The following is a 16579-nucleotide window of genomic DNA, read 5'->3' as shown; positions in this document are numbered from 1 at the left end:
GATGACCATGAGTGCAGGATCCAACGCGCAGCGATCGCGCTACAACCGCGACGCGGTGCTCTCGGCTACCCCGGTTCGGCTGCTCACGATGCTCTACGACCGGCTGCTGCTCGACTTGAACCGCGCCGAAGCGGCCCAGCAGCGCCAGGACTGGCAGATGGCGTCAGACAATCTGCTGCACGCCCAGGCGATCGTGTCGGAGTTGAGCACGTCGCTCATCGTCGAGGCGTGGGACGGCGGCGAGGGACTCTTCTCGCTCTATACCTATGTGTCGACCGCAATGGTCAGCGCGAACACCAGCCGCGACCCGGCCCGCACGCGCGAGTGCATCGTGCTGCTGGAGCCGCTGCGGCAGACCTGGCACGAAGCGGCCGAGCTGCTGCCGGCCGCGCCGTTGACAGCGGCCCACCGAAGCGGTGAGCTCGGCATTGGCTAACCTGTCCGCCTGGGAAGCTGCGCTCGACGATCTGGAGATTCGACTGGACGCTGCGGCTCTGTCGATGGCGGTCGGCCGGTCGGACAGCGAGGCGGGTTCTGTTGGCTCCGGGGGGGTCGCAACGGGATCGACCGGCGAAGGCGGGGGAGTTATTACGCCGGTCGAAGCGGCCTGGACGGCACCGAAAGGGCTCGGTGCGATTCCCGCAGAACTTGCCGCACGCGTGCAGGACCTCCTGCACAACCAGCAGAAGCTGATCAATGAATTGGAACGGGCGCGCACACTCACCCTGAAACACCTCACCGCGGTGCGGTCGGTGCCTCCGGAGCGGGATGCGCGGGCATCCGTCTATCTGGATGTGGCCGGTTAACACCTGCCACTACGCGTAGCGCAACAAACTTGGGAATTGTTCTTACGAACTGCTTACGCATCTGTCGGGGCGGTCGATAGCAAGGGGTGAGCACGGATTGCTCACAATCAGGCCACGGATCGGCCGTCTTGTCTTTCGTCGACGAAGCGGGTACGCATGCTTGATTCCGTGACCTCTCTAGCCCTCACCAGCGCATTGGACGGTCTGGCCCTGCGCCAGCGCACCATCGCGAACAACATCGCGAATATCAATACGCCCAATTACCACGCAAAGATCGTCTCCTTCGAGAACGCTCTGGCAAAATCTGTCGCCGATGGCAGCGGCGTTGCGGCGTCCACGACCGAGCGCTCACTGGATCCGACCCTGCTCAACGGCAACAACGTCAACCTCGACACCGAGACGCTCGCCAACATCGATGCGCTGCTGCGCTACCAGTTCGCGGCTCGGGCCGTCGAAGGACCAGCAACGTCAATGCGCGCCGCAATGAAAACCGCCTGATGGTCGACGCCATCGGCATCGCCGGAAGCGGGATGACCGTACATCGCAAATGGCTCGATGCCATCGCCGACAACCTCGCCAACGCCAACACCGCCACCGCGACCAACAACGCCGCTTTCCAGGAACGCTACATCGTGGCGCAGGAAGGCACCGGCAACGTCGGAGCCAGCGCAAGTGCCGCGTTTGGTAGCCCGGAGGGAACCATCGTGTATGAGCCGGAGCATCCTTTGGCCGATGCCGACGGTTACGTGCGTTACCCCGAAATCGACATGGCCAAGCAGATGGGCAACCTGATCATGGCTCAGCGTGGCTACCAGGCCAACGCCGCCGTCGTCGACCGGGCCAAGACTGCCTATGAAGCCGCACTACAGATCGGACGTGGCTGATGCCGCTCAGTGCTATCAACGCAACCGCCGCCGCAACGTCGCTCTCCGGCGTCATGGGCACTTCTGCCACGACCGCCACGCAGAGCCTTGACGGCTCCGGCTTCGGCACCGCCCTGTCGGGCGCCATCGACAACCTGCAGCAGCTGCAAGGAACTTCGAACGCCCTTGCTATTCAGGCCGTGACCGGTGACCTCAATGACATTCACACTGCTACCATTGCGTCGACTCGCGCGCAGGTGACCATGGAACTCGTCGCCGCAGTGCGTAACAAAGGCGTCGACGCCTTCAACGAGATCATGAGGATGCAGGCCTGATGCCCCGGCAGGTCACCAGCGTGTTTAAACGCTTCGGAAACGCCATTCGCGAGTTCACCATCGCCCAGCGCACGGTCGCAATCATTGGCGTCGCGGTGCTCGTACTCGGCATCGCCGCGCTCAGCATGTGGGTGACCAAGCCGGCCTTCACGCCCCTGTTCTCCGGTCTCAGCGGCGAAGACGCAAATAGCATTGTCGAGCAACTGCGGGCTGACGGCGTGGAGTACGAACTAGCAAACGGCGGCGCCACCATTCTGGTGCCCGAAGCGAACGTCTACGACGAACGCATCAAGGCGGCCTCGGCCGGCCTGCCCACGTCGAGCACCGGGGGATATTCTTTGCTCGACACGATGGGTGTCACGTCGAGTGAGTTTCAACAGTCCGTAACGTATAAGCGGGCGCTCGAAGGCGAATTGGCCAAGACCATCGGTGCGCTCGACGGCGTTCAAATTGCTTCGGTGCGGCTTGCGATCCCCGAAGACAGCGTGTTCGTGTCGGAGAAGAACGACCCGACGGCATCCGTTTTCGTTGAAACCGAAAACGGCGTTTCGCTTTCCAACGACCAAGTTCAGGCGATTGTGCACCTGACCAGCGCGTCGATCGACGGCATGTCCGCGGCCGACGTGGCTGTCGTCGATTCGAGCGGCGCCGTGCTGTCGGCCGTCGGAATCGGCGCCACGGGGGGAGCGGAGCAGCAGGCCTCTGACTATGAATCTCGTGTGAGTACCGCAGTGCAGGCGATGCTCGACAAGGTCGTCGGTGCCGGCAACGCTACCGTCGTCGTTGCTGCCGACATGAGCTATGAATCGGCCGAACGGGTGGAAGAGTCGTTCACCACCCCGATCGAGACTCCGGCCCTCAACGAATCCGTCGACACGGAAACCTATACGGGAACCGGGGGCAACGCCGCTGGCGTGCTCGGTGCAGAGGCGGCAGTCGCGGCCGATGGCGCCACGGACGGCACGTTCTCGAGCGAGTCGACCACGCGCAATAACGCCGTCAATAAAGTGACCGAGAGCCGCACTATTCCGGCCGGTGCAATCACCCGGCAGACGGTTTCCGTGGCCGTCGACGCGGATGCCGCCGCCAATCTCAACGTGGCGGATATCACCTCTCTCGTCACGTCCGCCGCTGGAATCGACGCCATTCGCGGCGACGCCGTCACCGTCGAGGTCATGGCCTTTGACACCGCCGGTGCCGCAGCGGCAGCCGCAGCGCTCCAAGCGGCAGCGGATGCCGCGGCCGCCGACCGGTTCGCCGATATTGTGCGGGTGGCCGTGATCACCGCTGGCATTGTTGTCACGCTCGTTGTCACCCTCATTCTGTACGCCCGTCGGTCCAGGCGCCAGAGCCGGGAAACGGTCGAGATCGGTGATCTGACCGAAATGCAGGATGCGCTCGGTGCAGCGCCGACACCGCTGTCGGTCACCGCGTCACCGGCAACCCTGTTCCTCGACCAGGGCAACGACACCCCGACCAAGATCCTCCCGACCGTGGCGTTCGTGCCGAGCGACACCGACATCCGTCGTGCAGAAATCGACGCGCTCGCCCAGAGCGACCCGCGCAGCACCGCGGAGTTCCTGCGGGGACTCATGGACGACCGGCAGCCCGCATGAGCGAGGTACTCACGGTATTGAGCGGCACCCAGAAGGTTGCCGTCGTGCTCATGAACATGGACCGGCAGCGCGCGACCGAGGTCATGAAGGAGTTCAGCGATATCGAAGCCGAGGTCATTGCGGGCGAGATCATTCAACTGCGCAACGTCGATCCGGCACTGGCCGAAGCCACACTCAACGAGTTTCACGAAATTAGCCTCAAGGGCCGCCGTCTGTCGAGGGGCGGCCACGACTTCGCGATAGGCCTGCTCGAGGCCTCCTTCGGTGCTGAGCGCGCGGCCGGCGTCATGAACCGGGTTGCCACTTCGATGGCAGGCAAGGCTTTCGAGTTTCTGGACCCATCAGAGCCCGGTGACGTGCTCACCCTGCTCGATGGCGAAATGCCCCAGACCGTCGCCCTCGTTCTGGCGCACTTGAGGCGCGATCAGGCATCGGCCGTTCTGGCCGGCATGGACGCCAGCTTGCGCACCGACGTAGCCCAATGTATCGCCACCATGTCCAGTGCCACCCCCGAGGCCATTCGCATAGTCACAGACACACTCAAATTGCGCACGGGCAAGATCGTGGCCCGGGCCAGCGCAGAGGTTATCGGCGGTATCCAGCCGCTCGTCGACATCATCAACCGAGCGGATGCCGCCACCGAGCGGGCGCTCCTGGAAAGTCTCGAAGAACGCGACCCGGCCCTCGCCGAAGAGATTCGTTCACGCATGCTCACCTTCGCGGACATCGTCAAGCTCGAAAGCCGGGACGTGCAACAGGTACTGCGCGGTATCGACACGAATGTGTTGGCGATGGCGATGAAAGGCAGCACCGACGCCGTCATCGAGGTCATTCGGGCCAACCTCTCCGAGCGCAACCGCGATGTGCTCGACGACGAGACCAAAAGCCTTGGTCCGGTGCGCATGCGCCAGGTCGAAGACGCCCGCGCCGAAATCGTGCGCGCTATTCGCGATATGGAAGCGCAGGGGAGCATCACGGTGCAGCGCGGTGCCGAGGACGAATATGTCAACTGACACCGGATTCGGCCGTATGGCCTTTCCCCGTCTGCACGACGAGGAACAGGACCGTGCAGCCGAGCAGTCGCGCGCAGAAGGCCACGCCGCCGGCTACACCGAAGGGCTGCGCCTGGCCGCAGAGGATGTCGCGCGCCGCGCCGACGAGATCAACGCCGAACACGCCGAAAATGAACGCTACGGCGAAGCTCAGATCGACCACGCGGTGCGTTTGCTTGCCGCCGCAGCCCGCGCCCTCGACGAACGCAGCATCCCGCTTATTCAACAGGCGGAATCCACCCTCGTCAACACTTCTCTCGAACTGGCCGAAGCCATACTCGGCTGCGAACTCAGCCACACCGAGCCATCCGCTCGCCGGGCGTTGGAACGCGCCCTGCATCAGCCCGACCAGCTGGATCGCAGCGAGGTCCACAGCATTCGCATGCACCCGGAAGACCTCGTCGTGCTGAACGCGCAGACGCGGGCGCTGGAGAGCATCCGCTTTGTCGCCGATTCCCGGCTCAAGCGCGGCGACGCCATCACGGAATTCAGTGACGGGTTTCTCGACGCACGCATCGGCACGGCGTTCGCCCGCGCGAAGGCCGCCCTTGCCGAGGTCGAAGAATGATCACGGCCTGGCGCCCGCGGGCGCCAAAGCTCGCGCAGGCGATCGAAGCGGGCCGCCCGGAGCGGGTCGGTATCGTGTCGTCCATCGTCGGGCTCGGCGTGGAGGTGCGTGGCCTGCGCTCGGCCATCGGCGACATTGTCACCCTCGACGCCCGTCCCGGCCACGAAGGAATCGATGCGGAGGTCGTTGCCACGACCCAGACCAGTATCCGCTGTATGCCGCTCGGCCGCATCACCGGGTTGCAAGCGGGAGCCCGGGTGCGATCAGCCGGTTCGCCCCTGCTCGTGCCCACCGGTCGCGGTCTGTTCGGACGGGTCATCGACGGTCTCGGGCGCCCGATCGACGGCAAGGGGCCGCTCGATTCCGACGGTGCCGTTCTGCTCGAAAACGACAGCCCGTCGGCCATGCACCGGGCGCGCATCACGACCCCGCTGCACTTGGGCGTACGCGTTCTTGACACGCTCACGACGGTCGGCCGCGGCCAGCGCCTCGGGCTGTTTGCCGGTTCCGGAGTGGGAAAATCGTCGCTGCTGTCGATGATCGCCCGCGGAACGGATGCCCAGGTCTCGGTCATCGCACTGGTGGGGGAGCGCGGGCGTGAGGTTCGGGAGTTTCTCGAAGACGATCTCGGCCCGGAAGGCCTGGCCCGTTCCATCGTCGTGGTCTCCACCTCGGACGAACCCGCAATGATGCGGTTGCGCGCCGCGTTCACCGCGACCCGCATCGCCGAATCGTTTCGCGATCAGGGCGCCGACGTCATGCTCATGATGGACTCGCTCACCCGCGTCGCCATGGCCCAACGCGAAATCGGCCTCTCGGTCGGCGAACCGCCGGCTACCCGTGGCTACCCGCCCTCGACGTTCTCGGTGCTCGCCAGACTCCTCGAACGCGCCGGAACCGGTGAGACCGGCTCGATCACCGGAATGTACACGGTGCTCGTCGACGGTGATGACCACAACGAACCGATCGCAGATGCGGCGCGGTCTATTCTCGACGGTCACGTCGTGCTCGACCGTAAGCTCGCCATCACCGGCCATTTTCCGTCGGTCGATGTGCTCTCCTCCATTTCTCGCGTTGCTGCGCGGGTGAACAGCGCGGAACGAAACGCGATCGCGACGACCCTGCGCACGGTGATGGCGGCCCGTCAGGGCGCGCAGGACCTGCTCGACGTCGGAGCGTACCGGGTCGGCACCAACCCCTTGGTCGATGCGGCCGTTGAGAATGACTCGGCCATCAAAGCTTTTCTACAGCAGCGGATGAACGACCAGACTCCCAGTGAGCAGGCCTGGGCCCAGCTGACCCAACTGACCCGTGCGTTCGGGGCTGTCGCATGAGCCGCCTCTTTCCCCTCGCCGGACTGCTGCGATTGCGCAAGCTGCAGCAGGACCAGGCTGCCCTTGACCTCGCCGAAGCGAACGCCCGGGTGGCGGCGAGCGAGGCCCGCCATGGGCGCGCCCGCACCGCGCTTAGCGCCCTCGGCAATTCCCCGCAAACCATCGCCGCGCTCAACGCCATGGCAGCGGCGCGGTCGTCGTCGCGCAGCATGCTTGCCGAGCTCGAAGCCGTCGGCCGCAATCATCAGGTGAGCCTGGACTTCGCCCAGACTACGTACAACGCGGCCAGGGCCGAGTCGGTCGCGCTCGAAAAACTGCACGAGCGGCACGCTGCCGCACTGCTGGCCCAAGACCTGCACGCGGAGCAGACCGTGCTCGACGAAATTGCCGGGGCACGCTGGCATCGCTCCCATACCGCCACGAGCGATACCGCCACGAGCGATACCGCCACGATGAATGAGGAGGAGACACCATGACGATGATCGCGGCCATGGGGCGGATCAGCCAGATCCAGGCCACTCTGCAGCAGCTCTCCGGCGCGTCGACAGACCGGGTGACGACAACGGCCGCGGCGGCGACGACCGCTGCGGCATCCGCCTCGGCTGGGAGCTTCGCCGCGACCCTGGCGGCGGCGCTCGGCACCGCCGGCACGACCGCAGCCGGCCCGACCGGCTTGGGCACGGGTGCAAGCGGCACCGACGTGGTCGCCTCCGCGGAGAAATACCTCGGCGTACCCTACGTGTTTGGTGGTGAAGATTCCAGCGGAATGGACTGCTCCGGACTCGTACAGACCGTCTATGCCGATATTGGAATAGAACTGCCCCGACTCGTGTCGGGGCAGATGAAGATGGGAACGGAGGTCGCTTCCCTCGCGGAAGCCCAGCCTGGCGACCTCATCGTCACCGGTGGTGGCGACCACATTCTCATCTACGCCGGCGATAACAAGGTTATTCACGCACCGTATCCGGGTCGAACCGTCTGCCTGCGCGAGGCCTATATGACGGATGCCGACATCACCACCATCCGCCGCATCATTCCGACCGACACCGCTGTAACGGGCGCCGGCTCTGCCGACAGGCTCAACGCAGCCTTTGCCGCTTTCGCCCAGCAGAACTCAACAGTCACGGGAAGCGCACTATGACTCTCACCCTCGGTCAATTTCGGCCAGCCGGAGCGCCGCCCGTGCCTTCATCCCCGCGCGAGACGAAGTCGGTTTCGCCGGGCGCCGACGCCTTCGGGTCGATCATGGATGACACCCTTGCGGGGCGACCTGACGCTCCGTCGACTCCGGTGTCGACGGAGTCGACGGGGGATCATGCCAGAGATTCCGCGGCCGGGGCGTCGTCGACTGCGTCCCCAGCGCGCCCGGATTCCGCCATTCCGGTGGTCCCCGTATCGTTCTCGGCGGCTCTCACGTTGGCCGGCGACGGGGCGGCCGCCCCAAGCGTGACGGCCACGGACACAGTTGCGGTCGACGGCACGGCTCATTCGGGCACCTCGGCTTCGGGTGCCGGCTGGAGCGTACTCGATACGATGGCCCCTCCCACAACGGCCGCTGCGGCCCTGGCCGCAGGTGCCGGCACCTTGGAAGCGGCGGCCGGTTTGGCGGCGTCGAATATCCCGGCTGCCGTGGCACCGATCCCCGCACTGCCGATCCCCGCACTACCGGGCACCGCGGTGAGCACCACCGCTGCTGCATCGCCCAGAGGCGGTGCCGCAGCTGCTGCGGGGCCGACCGCCACGGCGTTCGCCTCCGTCGTCACGGCAACAGCTCCGGGCACTGCCGGTAAGGCGGCGGCGACCGGGGTCGGCAGCACCGGCCCGGCAGCAGGCGCGTCTGATGCCACAGGGGATGCCACTGTGTTGTCGGCCCTGCCCACGTCAGCGACCGCCGGAGCTGCAATATTGGCCGGCGCCCCCGGCCTCCCCGGTGCAGCACAGGCCGGTGCAGCACAGAACACCGCGGTAGCCGGCACGGGGACGGCTGGCTCCGCGCTGCCGGACTCCATACGGCTGACCGGGCGAGGCGCCGGCGCCGAAGCCGTCGCCCCCTCGACACCCGCCGTACCCACTTCGGTGCCCATCGCGATGTCGACCCCCACGGCCACCCTGGTGGCCGCACCCGCTTCGGTTACCGCCCTTCCGCTCACCGCGCAGATCATGAAGCCGCTGTTCTCGCTCGCCACCGCGGCTCCCGGCGAGCACGTACTGACCATCAGCGTGTCTCCCGACAACCTGGGACCGGTCACCGTGCGGGCGCACGTGACGGGGGAGGGCATTCGGGTGGAGCTGTTCGCTCCTACCGATCTGGCCCGCGAGGCCCTGCGTGTGATTTTGCCCGACCTGCGTCGTGACCTCGCCGGTTCCGGGCTGAGCGCGCAGCTCGACCTGTCGTCCGACAGCCAGGCCGGCGATCCCAGTGCGACCCGTCAGCCCCGCTCCGAGGCTGACGGACGCGATCCCGACGCTCGTGGCCCAGCCGAACGAGCACCGGACACTCCCCAGGAGCAGCGACCACCCCAATTCGGGTCCACCCACACCATCGACGTACTGGCTTAGAAGGAGAAAAACCGTGACAATCGACGCCATGGCAGCTACTGCCGCCGCTCCGACCGGAATGTACTCGTCCACGACCACGACGCGCACCCCCAACCAGTCCATGGACTCGGAGGTATTCATGTCGTTGCTGGTGACGCAGTTGCAAAACCAGGATCCCAGCGCTCCGATGGATACCAACGAGATGATCGCCCAGACCACCCAGCTCGCCATGATGGAAAAGCTCACCGAAATGGCCACGGCAAGCGAGGAGGGCTTTTCCCTCCAGATGCGAACCTCGGCGGCAGCCCTGGTGGGGGAGACGGTCACCTATACCGACGCCGACGGCGTCGAAATCACGGGGCTCGTGTCGTCGGTCTCGTTCGCCGGCCCCGTGCCCACGGTCACCGTCAACGGTGAACCGGTGGCCCTCGATGTTATTTCCGGCGTGACCAGCGCCGTTGCCGCAGACGCCGCGGAGGCGACGACCGCGGCCTGATCCGAGGTTTTTCCTCGACCCACCAACTGCACCGCATAATTCTTTCCTGAAAGGCAGCACCCCATGCTTCGTTCTCTCTACTCCGGTATCTCTGGCCTTCGTTCACACCAGACCATGCTCGACGTGACCGGTAACAACATCGCCAATGTGAATACGACGGCGTTCAAGGCGTCCGCCGCTCAGTTTCAAGACACCCTGTCGCAGCTCACCGAGGCCGCCGGCGGCGCCACGGCCACCACCGGTGGTACCAACCCGGCCCAGGTCGGCCTCGGTGTGCAGGTCGCCGGAATCTCCACGAACTTCGCCCAGGGCTCCTCGCAGGCGACCGGCAAGACCACCGACTTCATGATCAACGGCGACGGCTTCTTCGTGACGTCGCTCGGCGACGAAATCCTTTACACCCGTGCCGGTTCTTTCAATTTCGACTCGGCCGGCCGACTGGTCTCGCCCGACGGCGCAATCGTGCAGGGTTGGGGCGCAACCAACGGCGTCGTCAACGCTGGCGGAGCCACCGGAAACATGACTCTGCCGGTTGGCGCGATCGTGCCGGCATCCGCTTCGACCGCCGCGACCTTCAGCGGCAACCTGCCGTCGGATGCGGCAGACGGCACCATCCTCACACGCAACGTTGATGTCTTCGATGACCTGGGAAACTTGCGCACGGTGTCACTGGATTTCACGCGTACGGCAACGCCGGATGGCTGGACCGTTGGCCAAACCGGTGGCGACCCGGCTGACGCCGTGCAGCTCACCGCAGAGACCGCAGCAGACGGAACGCCGACGGGCGACTTCGGAGATGTCACTGGTTTTGTGGTCGATAAGATCACCATGAACTTGAACGACCTCAAGGGCTTCGCCGGTCTCGCCACCGTTGCCGGTAACACCGACGATGGCAACGCGGCCGGCACGCTCAACAGCTACACGCTTGGTGCCGACGGAACCCTCGTCGGCCTGTTCAGCAACGGTCAGCAGCAGGCCATCGGCCGCATCGCCCTCGCCACCTTCGTCAACCCGGGCGGGCTCGAAAAGGCCGGCTCCTCCGCCTACCGCGCCACCTTCAACTCCGGTGGCGCCGAACTCGGAACCGCCGGCACCGGCAGCCTCGGCTCGCTGACCAGCGGCGCGCTCGAAATGTCCAACGTCGACCTGTCGCAGGAATTCACCAACCTGATCGTCGCCCAGCGCGGCTTCCAGGCCAACGCCCGAATCATCACCACCTCAGACGAGGTCTTGCAGGAGCTCACCAACCTGAAGCGGTAATCGCGCTCAGTAGACACGTTTATGGGGTCCCAAAACTTCCGGACCCCACAATCTTGTCTACTGAGTTTGGGCTGTGCATAACTTTCCGGGGATGCGCGGGATGCGTCATCCTGATGGCGTGAACTACTTCTAGGATTACGGTGAGCTGCTCGAATAGAAGGGCGACCACCACTGCACCGATCAGCGCCAGTGGCGCCGCGACCTCACGCGCACGGCCGACATGGAGTCCGAGGGGCTGCACGTCACCCGGGTCAATGCGGAGGATCTGCGTCACGAGCGCGAACTGGTAGCACGCATCGAGCGCAACCCTGATGCGTCGCGGATGGCTCCGCCGCGCTCAGTAGACGACTTCGGCTGGTTGCAAGGACAGACAACCCCTCAAAATTGTCTAGTGAGCGCCGTTGAGCTAGCTAACATGAGCCGCTCGGCGGCCGATGGTACACAATGACGCCTCCCTCGAGTCGTTCGAGACAGGATGAGCACATGATCGTACTTACGCGGCTGAATGACAGTCACTTTGCGATTAACCCGGATCTGATCGAGCGCATCCACGCGAACCCGGATACAACACTCGTCATGGTCGACGGCGCCAACTTCATCGTCACCGAGTCCATGGAAGACGTCATCGAGAAAATCGCCAGCTACCGTGCCCACGTCATCGCGCTCGCCTACGACCCGAGCGCCGGGGACCTGCCACGAGGCCCCAGGAAGCTCTAGTGGATCCCGCAACTCTGATCGGCCTGGTACTCGCCTTCGGTGCCCTCGTGGCCATGATCACCATCGAACATTCCTCCGTCATGTCTATCCTGCTGCCAGCGCCCATGATTCTGGTCTTCGGCGCGACCATTGCGGTCGGCCTCGCGGGCGGCACGATCAAGGACTTCACGTCTGCTTTCAAGGCAGTCCCTGGAGCGTTCCTCGGCAAGACCACGCCGCCGCAGTCCGTTATCGACCAGGTCGTCGGACTTGCCGAAACCGCCCGGAGTTCCGGCCTGCTCGCGCTTGATCAGGCCGCCGACAACGTCAAGGATCCGTTTCTGCGCGGCGCCCTGCAAAACATCGCCGACGGTACAGACGGAGATGAACTGAGGATGCTCCTCGAGGACGAGATCGCGACAGCGGCTCGATCGAATCGAAATGCCGCCAAATTTTTCACCGGTCTCGGCGGGTACGCCCCGACGGTGGGCATCATCGGCACGGTCGTATCGTTGACCCACGTTCTCGAAAACCTGGACACGCCCGCGACACTGGGACCGATGATCGCGGCCGCCTTCGTCGCAACTCTCTGGGGCCTGCTCTCGGCCAACTTCATCTGGCTACCGCTCGGCTCACGCCTGCGCCGCCTGGCCGACCTCGAAGCCGACCGTATGACTCTGGTCTTGGAAGGCGCCCTGGCCGTGCAGGCCGGCAGTCAGCCACGCCTCCTCGGAGAACGCCTGCGCGCCATGGTTCCCGCTGAGCTGCTGCCGAAAGTCGGTGCCAAGGGCAAAGACGGCGCAGCGGATACCGCCGGGGCAGCCGCCAAGACCAAGACCAAAACTAAGACCAGTGGCAAGGGTAAGGGGAAGGATAAAGACCTTCCCGAAGCAGCATGAGTGTGCGGGCCAAGCGCCGCAAAATGGTGGAAGAGGAGGACGTTCACCCCGACGAACGGTGGATGGCTTCCTACATGGACATGGTTACCGTGTTGATGTGTATGTTCATCGTGCTGTTCGCCATGTCGACCGTCGACCAGGACAAGTACGAGCAGCTGGCCAACTCCCTGGCCACCGGTTTCGGAGCGGTGGATGCCGGCAAGGTCGACACCGCGGAGGGAGTCGTTGTTCCGGCTGACCTTATCGATAACGAGGGCGAATCGCCCACGGAAGTCACGCACTCAGCGGATGCTCTCGATCCGGCCGACGCGACCGCCCTGGCAACGGCAAACGCCGAAGCGGCCGCGCGGGAGGTCGCGAAGCTTGATCAGCTTGAGATTGCTGTCACGGGTAACCTGACCGCAGCCGGGGTAGCCGATCTCGTGGAATTTCACATCACCGACCGTGGTCTGACCCTGGGGCTGGTCGGGAGTGAAACATTCTTCGCACCGGACAGCGCCCAGCTCACGGTGGCTGCGATCACGGTGCTCGATGCCGCAGCACCGGCCCTCGTGGCCACCGCGCAGAAAATTTCGGTGGAAGGGCACGCGGACAAACACGGCCAGTCCGCCACCTTCCCCACCGACTGGGAATTGTCGGCCAGCCGGGCTACCCAGGTGTTGCGTCGCCTGGTGGAGCAGGGCGGCGTCGCCGGAGACCTGATCTCCGCAGTCGCTTTTGGGTCGGCTCAGCCGGCGAACACCGGATCCACACTTGCGGACATGGCGCAGAACCGCCGGGTCGACATCGTGCTGCTCTCAGACCAGCCGGACAGCGTGCGAGCACTCATTCCCGGAGTCGTGGCCGAGAATTGACCGTGAACCGATGCGGCGCATCCGCTAGCTGAGACTTCTTACCTTTCGACCGCGTCGGTCGATAGTCCCAACGTGACAGTCCAGGATCAGGTCGGCAACAGCGCGCTCGTTAAAGCGGCAAGAAGTGTTGAGCTGTACGACTTTCGGCGGCCCACCACCCTGGCTCGTGAACACTCCCGCGTTTTGGAACTGGCCTTTGAGACTTTTGCGCGGCAGTGGGGCACCCAGCTGACCGCACGCGTACGCGTGCTGTGCATGGTGACCTGCGAGCAGGTACTCATGGCCACCTACGACGAGTACGCGGGTTCGCTACCGCCGAAAACGGCCATGGTGCTGTGCACGGTCGCCGGCCTGGAAGCCCGCGCGGTCATTCAGTTTCCGACCACGTCGGCACTCACCTGGGTGAACCACATGCTCGGCGGCAGCAGCAGCATCCCGGTGCTCGTTGAACGCAACTTCACCCAGATAGAGCTGGCCCTGATTCGCAAGCTGATTTCGGAAAGCCTCGAAGACCTGCGTTATTCCTTTGGGTCATTGATCGTCGACGAAATGGGCGTCGAGGCCATCCAGTACAACTCCCAGTTCGCCCAGGCGGCGGCAACCGGCGACCTCATGGTGGTTGCGACCTTCGCAATTCGAGTGGAAAAGGTCACCGCCACAGCGACGGTGGCGATTCCCGCTGCGGCCCTGATGCCGCAACTCGGCGAAGCAAACCCCACGAGCACCATGTCGAACGCTGCCGAATTTCTGCAGGCACAGATCGCGGCCGTACCGGTTGATGTATCGCTTCGACTCGAGACCGCCCACGTACTGCCCAGTCGCATTCTGTCCCTGGCGGTCGGCGATGTTCTGCACATTCCGCATCCCCAGCATCGTCCGCTCAATCTGACCGTTGACGGCCAGTCGCTGGCCCGCGCGGCCGTCGGAGCCAACGGTTCCCGGCTGGCCTGCATCGTCACTGATACCGAGGAAACAACCCAATGATTTCTACCCGATCTATTCCCGAAGTCGCCGTCGACGCGCTCATCCGCGTGTTGCCCACGACGGTGCCGCTACAGGCACTGCCGCACCTCGGCAGCGCCGAATTGACATCGCGTATCGGTTCGGCCGTTGTGGCCTCGTTTGTGGGTACGACATCCGCGGACCTGGCCGTTGTACTCACCGATTCCGCGTCGCTCGATGCCGCTGCAGGGGCGAACTCGCAGCTCGTCTCCAGCCAGGACGTTCTGCGTCCGGCCCTGGAGAGCGCCTCCGGAGTGCTCGGAATCGGCGTGCTCGGCGATTCCCGGGTCGAAGACGCCTCAGCGCTGTTCGCCGCCGAAGAGACCGAGGTTTTTGAACTGAGCGCGGGCGGGGTCGTGACCGGTTGGTTTGCCATTCGGCTGCGGCAGAACGGAGTTGTTGGCGGACCAGGATCGGCGCCAGAGCGCACAGCACTGGGCAACCTCGGGCGCATCAGCAACGTCGAGATGTCGTTGACGGTCGAAATCGGGCGCACCCGCATGTCCGTGCGTGACGTCTTGTCGCTCAAACCGGGTGCCGTCATCGAGCTGGATCGCTCGGCGGGAGCCCCGGCCGATATTCTCCTGAACGGTCGATTGATTGCCCACGGCGAAATCGTCGTCGTCGACCAGGATTACGCCGTGCGCATCACCCAGATTCTCGATGTAGCGGATGGCCTGTCGTAAGTGGACACCCTTATTGTTGCGGTGCGCGTCGTCCTGTCACTGGGCGTGGTTCTGGCACTGCTCTGGTACCTGCAGCGACGCCTGTCACGGGCAACGCGCGCGTTGGGTGTGGCCAACCCGGTGACCGTCGTTGGCCGTCAGCCCATCGGGCAGAAGGCATCCGTTGTCGTCGTCGAGGTCGATGGAACGCGCCTCGTTCTCGGCGTCACCGAGCAGGCCGTGACCGTGCTGCATGAGAAGTGCCTGGTGCCGACGACGGTTTCGACCCTCGACGCCGCCATTTCGGTGCTGGGCGGGTCGCAATCGGCACCAGCGACGGCGTTCGCCCGTTCCCTGGCCGCGGCTGAAGCGGATGACGCGACTCGCGTAACGCCCTCCGCCCCGCTAGCCGGGTCGATCCTGTCGCCGTCGACGTGGCGCCAGACCGCCGCACTCCTTCGGCAGGGCCGGTGAATACTCCGCCGTATCGGTTCGGCACCCGGGCCCGTTTTGCGCGCATCGGCCTGTTCATCGTTTTAATCGTATTGACCACGACGGTGCTGCTCTGGCTGGGAGCTACGGCCGGCCACGCCATGCCGATCGACCCGACGCCTCCGACCGATCCGACCGACCCGACTGACCCCGGTGGTGGCGGCCTCACTGTAGACATTAATGGTCCCAACGGTGCGCCCTCATCGGCAATCGTCACCCTGCTGGGCATTACCCTGCTGTCGGTCGCACCGGCGCTGCTGCTCATGATGACGAGCTTTACCAAGATCTTCGTGGTGCTCGCTATGACCCGCAACGCCCTCGCACTCCCGTCGATCCCGCCCAACCAGGTGCTCGCCGGACTGGCTCTTTTTCTGTCCCTGTTCATCATGGCGCCCGTGCTGACCGACATCAACAACATCGCATTGCAGCCGTACCTCGACGGTTCACTGAACTTCACCGACGCGCTGAGTCTGGGTTCGGAGCCGCTGCGGCAATTCATGCTCGCCAACACACGCGGCGAAGACCTGGCCCTGATGACCCGGGCCGCCGATCAGCCGAACCCGGACAATCCCGATGAGGTCACCCTGCTGACGCTCATTCCCGCGTTCATGATCTCGGAACTGCGTGCCGCGTTCATCATCGGTTTTGTCATCTTCATCCCATTCCTGGTGATCGACATCGTCGTCTCTGCGGCGCTGATGTCGATGGGCATGATGATGCTGCCGCCGGTGATGATCTCGCTGCCGTTCAAGATTCTTCTGTTTGTGCTCGTCGACGGCTGGGGGCTCATCATCACGAGCCTCATCGGCAGTTATCAGATGGCCACATGAACACCAACGCGGTGCTCGATATCGGTCTGCAGGCGCTCATTCTCGCTGCCAAGCTGTCGGCGCCTGTTCTCATCACCGCTCTCGTGGTGGGATTCGCCATCTCGCTGATGCAGTCGATCACGCAGATTCAGGAAGTCACGCTGTCGTTTGTACCCAAGGCCGTGGCAGTGTCCTTGGCTCTACTGATTTGCGGCCACTGGATGATCGCCGAATCGATTGCATTCACCAATCAGATGTTCGAGAAGATTCCCTCCCTGCTCGGCGGCGGCTGAC

At 64.5% G+C, this 16579-nt stretch carries 22 protein-coding genes; all 22 read left to right on the top strand.

What is annotated here, in order from left to right:
• Window positions 1–7 precede the first annotated feature (7 nt).
• The 22 genes from E3T39_RS08535 (at window position 8) to fliQ (ending at window position 16578) form a co-directional block, all read left to right on the top strand.
• On the top strand, window positions 8–436 hold the full coding sequence (locus E3T39_RS08535; RefSeq protein ID WP_166784091.1) for a flagellar export chaperone FliS: 429 nt from the start codon (window positions 8–10) through the stop codon (window positions 434–436).
• Window positions 429–806, top strand: a complete 378-nt coding sequence (locus E3T39_RS08530) for a hypothetical protein (protein WP_134514375.1) — start codon at window positions 429–431, stop codon at window positions 804–806. Before E3T39_RS08535 ends, E3T39_RS08530 begins: the two co-directional genes overlap by 8 nt.
• 156 nt (window positions 807–962) lie before the next feature.
• On the top strand, window positions 963–1304 hold the full coding sequence (locus E3T39_RS08525; RefSeq protein ID WP_134514373.1) for a flagellar basal body rod protein FlgB: 342 nt from the start codon (window positions 963–965) through the stop codon (window positions 1302–1304).
• Window positions 1301–1690 carry a flagellar basal body rod protein FlgC gene (locus E3T39_RS08520; protein ID WP_134514372.1) on the top strand — a complete coding sequence of 130 codons (390 nt, stop codon included), beginning with the start codon at window positions 1301–1303 and terminating at the stop codon, window positions 1688–1690. The genes E3T39_RS08525 and E3T39_RS08520 overlap by 4 nt, the downstream gene beginning before the upstream one ends.
• 53 nt (window positions 1691–1743) lie before the next feature.
• The gene (fliE, locus tag E3T39_RS08515; RefSeq protein ID WP_478213414.1) at window positions 1744–2004 is read left to right on the top strand and encodes a flagellar hook-basal body complex protein FliE; all 261 of its coding nucleotides are present in this window, start codon (window positions 1744–1746) and stop codon (window positions 2002–2004) included.
• Window positions 2004–3620: a flagellar basal-body MS-ring/collar protein FliF gene (gene fliF, locus E3T39_RS08510; RefSeq protein WP_134514368.1), complete on the top strand. Its 1617-nt coding sequence runs from the start codon at window positions 2004–2006 to the stop codon at window positions 3618–3620. The genes fliE and fliF overlap by 1 nt, the downstream gene beginning before the upstream one ends.
• A complete protein-coding gene (gene fliG, locus E3T39_RS08505; RefSeq protein ID WP_134514366.1) occupies window positions 3617–4633 on the top strand; it encodes a flagellar motor switch protein FliG in 1017 nt (338 codons plus the stop codon). The genes fliF and fliG overlap by 4 nt, the downstream gene beginning before the upstream one ends.
• Entirely contained in the window at window positions 4623–5240 is a 618-nt protein-coding gene (locus E3T39_RS08500) for a FliH/SctL family protein (RefSeq protein ID WP_134514364.1), read from the top strand. Before fliG ends, E3T39_RS08500 begins: the two co-directional genes overlap by 11 nt.
• Window positions 5237–6574, top strand: a complete 1338-nt coding sequence (locus E3T39_RS08495; protein WP_134514363.1) for a FliI/YscN family ATPase — start codon at window positions 5237–5239, stop codon at window positions 6572–6574. Before E3T39_RS08500 ends, E3T39_RS08495 begins: the two co-directional genes overlap by 4 nt.
• The gene (locus E3T39_RS08490) at window positions 6571–7050 is read left to right on the top strand and encodes a flagellar export protein FliJ (RefSeq protein WP_134514361.1); all 480 of its coding nucleotides are present in this window, start codon (window positions 6571–6573) and stop codon (window positions 7048–7050) included. The genes E3T39_RS08495 and E3T39_RS08490 overlap by 4 nt, the downstream gene beginning before the upstream one ends.
• A complete protein-coding gene (locus tag E3T39_RS08485; protein WP_134514359.1) occupies window positions 7047–7715 on the top strand; it encodes a C40 family peptidase in 669 nt (222 codons plus the stop codon). Before E3T39_RS08490 ends, E3T39_RS08485 begins: the two co-directional genes overlap by 4 nt.
• 41 nt (window positions 7716–7756) lie before the next feature.
• On the top strand, window positions 7757–9133 hold the full coding sequence (locus tag E3T39_RS08480) for a flagellar hook-length control protein FliK (RefSeq protein WP_166784090.1): 1377 nt from the start codon (window positions 7757–7759) through the stop codon (window positions 9131–9133).
• 13 nt (window positions 9134–9146) lie between these two features.
• Complete coding sequence (locus E3T39_RS08475) at window positions 9147–9608, top strand: flagellar hook capping FlgD N-terminal domain-containing protein (protein ID WP_420898153.1); 462 nt, start codon at window positions 9147–9149, stop codon at window positions 9606–9608.
• Window positions 9609–9671: 63 nt separating this feature from the next.
• A complete protein-coding gene (locus E3T39_RS08470; RefSeq protein ID WP_134514355.1) occupies window positions 9672–10868 on the top strand; it encodes a flagellar hook protein FlgE in 1197 nt (398 codons plus the stop codon).
• 483 nt (window positions 10869–11351) lie between these two features.
• Window positions 11352–11585, top strand: coding sequence for a flagellar FlbD family protein (locus E3T39_RS08465; protein ID WP_104191923.1), 234 nt, complete (start codon window positions 11352–11354; stop codon window positions 11583–11585).
• The gene (locus E3T39_RS08460; RefSeq protein ID WP_134514354.1) at window positions 11585–12463 is read left to right on the top strand and encodes a motility protein A; all 879 of its coding nucleotides are present in this window, start codon (window positions 11585–11587) and stop codon (window positions 12461–12463) included. The genes E3T39_RS08465 and E3T39_RS08460 overlap by 1 nt, the downstream gene beginning before the upstream one ends.
• Window positions 12460–13317 carry an OmpA/MotB family protein gene (locus tag E3T39_RS08455; RefSeq protein ID WP_174845109.1) on the top strand — a complete coding sequence of 286 codons (858 nt, stop codon included), beginning with the start codon at window positions 12460–12462 and terminating at the stop codon, window positions 13315–13317. The genes E3T39_RS08460 and E3T39_RS08455 overlap by 4 nt, the downstream gene beginning before the upstream one ends.
• A 72-nt stretch (window positions 13318–13389) precedes the next feature.
• Complete coding sequence (locus E3T39_RS08450) at window positions 13390–14301, top strand: flagellar motor switch protein FliM (protein WP_174845108.1); 912 nt, start codon at window positions 13390–13392, stop codon at window positions 14299–14301.
• Window positions 14298–15005 (top strand): flagellar motor switch protein FliN, encoded by a 708-nt coding sequence (fliN, locus tag E3T39_RS08445; RefSeq protein WP_134514352.1) that lies wholly within the window; start codon window positions 14298–14300, stop codon window positions 15003–15005. Before E3T39_RS08450 ends, fliN begins: the two co-directional genes overlap by 4 nt.
• Window positions 15006–15458, top strand: a complete 453-nt coding sequence (fliO, locus tag E3T39_RS08440) for a flagellar biosynthetic protein FliO (protein ID WP_134514350.1) — start codon at window positions 15006–15008, stop codon at window positions 15456–15458.
• Window positions 15455–16306, top strand: coding sequence for a flagellar type III secretion system pore protein FliP (fliP, locus tag E3T39_RS08435; protein ID WP_241979606.1), 852 nt, complete (start codon window positions 15455–15457; stop codon window positions 16304–16306). Before fliO ends, fliP begins: the two co-directional genes overlap by 4 nt.
• Window positions 16303–16578, top strand: coding sequence for a flagellar biosynthesis protein FliQ (gene fliQ / locus E3T39_RS08430; protein WP_134514348.1), 276 nt, complete (start codon window positions 16303–16305; stop codon window positions 16576–16578). Before fliP ends, fliQ begins: the two co-directional genes overlap by 4 nt.
• The last annotated feature ends 1 nt before the right edge of the window (window position 16579 follow it).

Source organism: Cryobacterium suzukii (genome assembly GCF_004403185.1).
GTDB classification, from domain to species: Bacteria; Actinomycetota; Actinomycetes; order Actinomycetales; family Microbacteriaceae; genus Cryobacterium; species Cryobacterium suzukii.
This window is presented reverse-complemented; position numbering and strand designations above follow the sequence as displayed.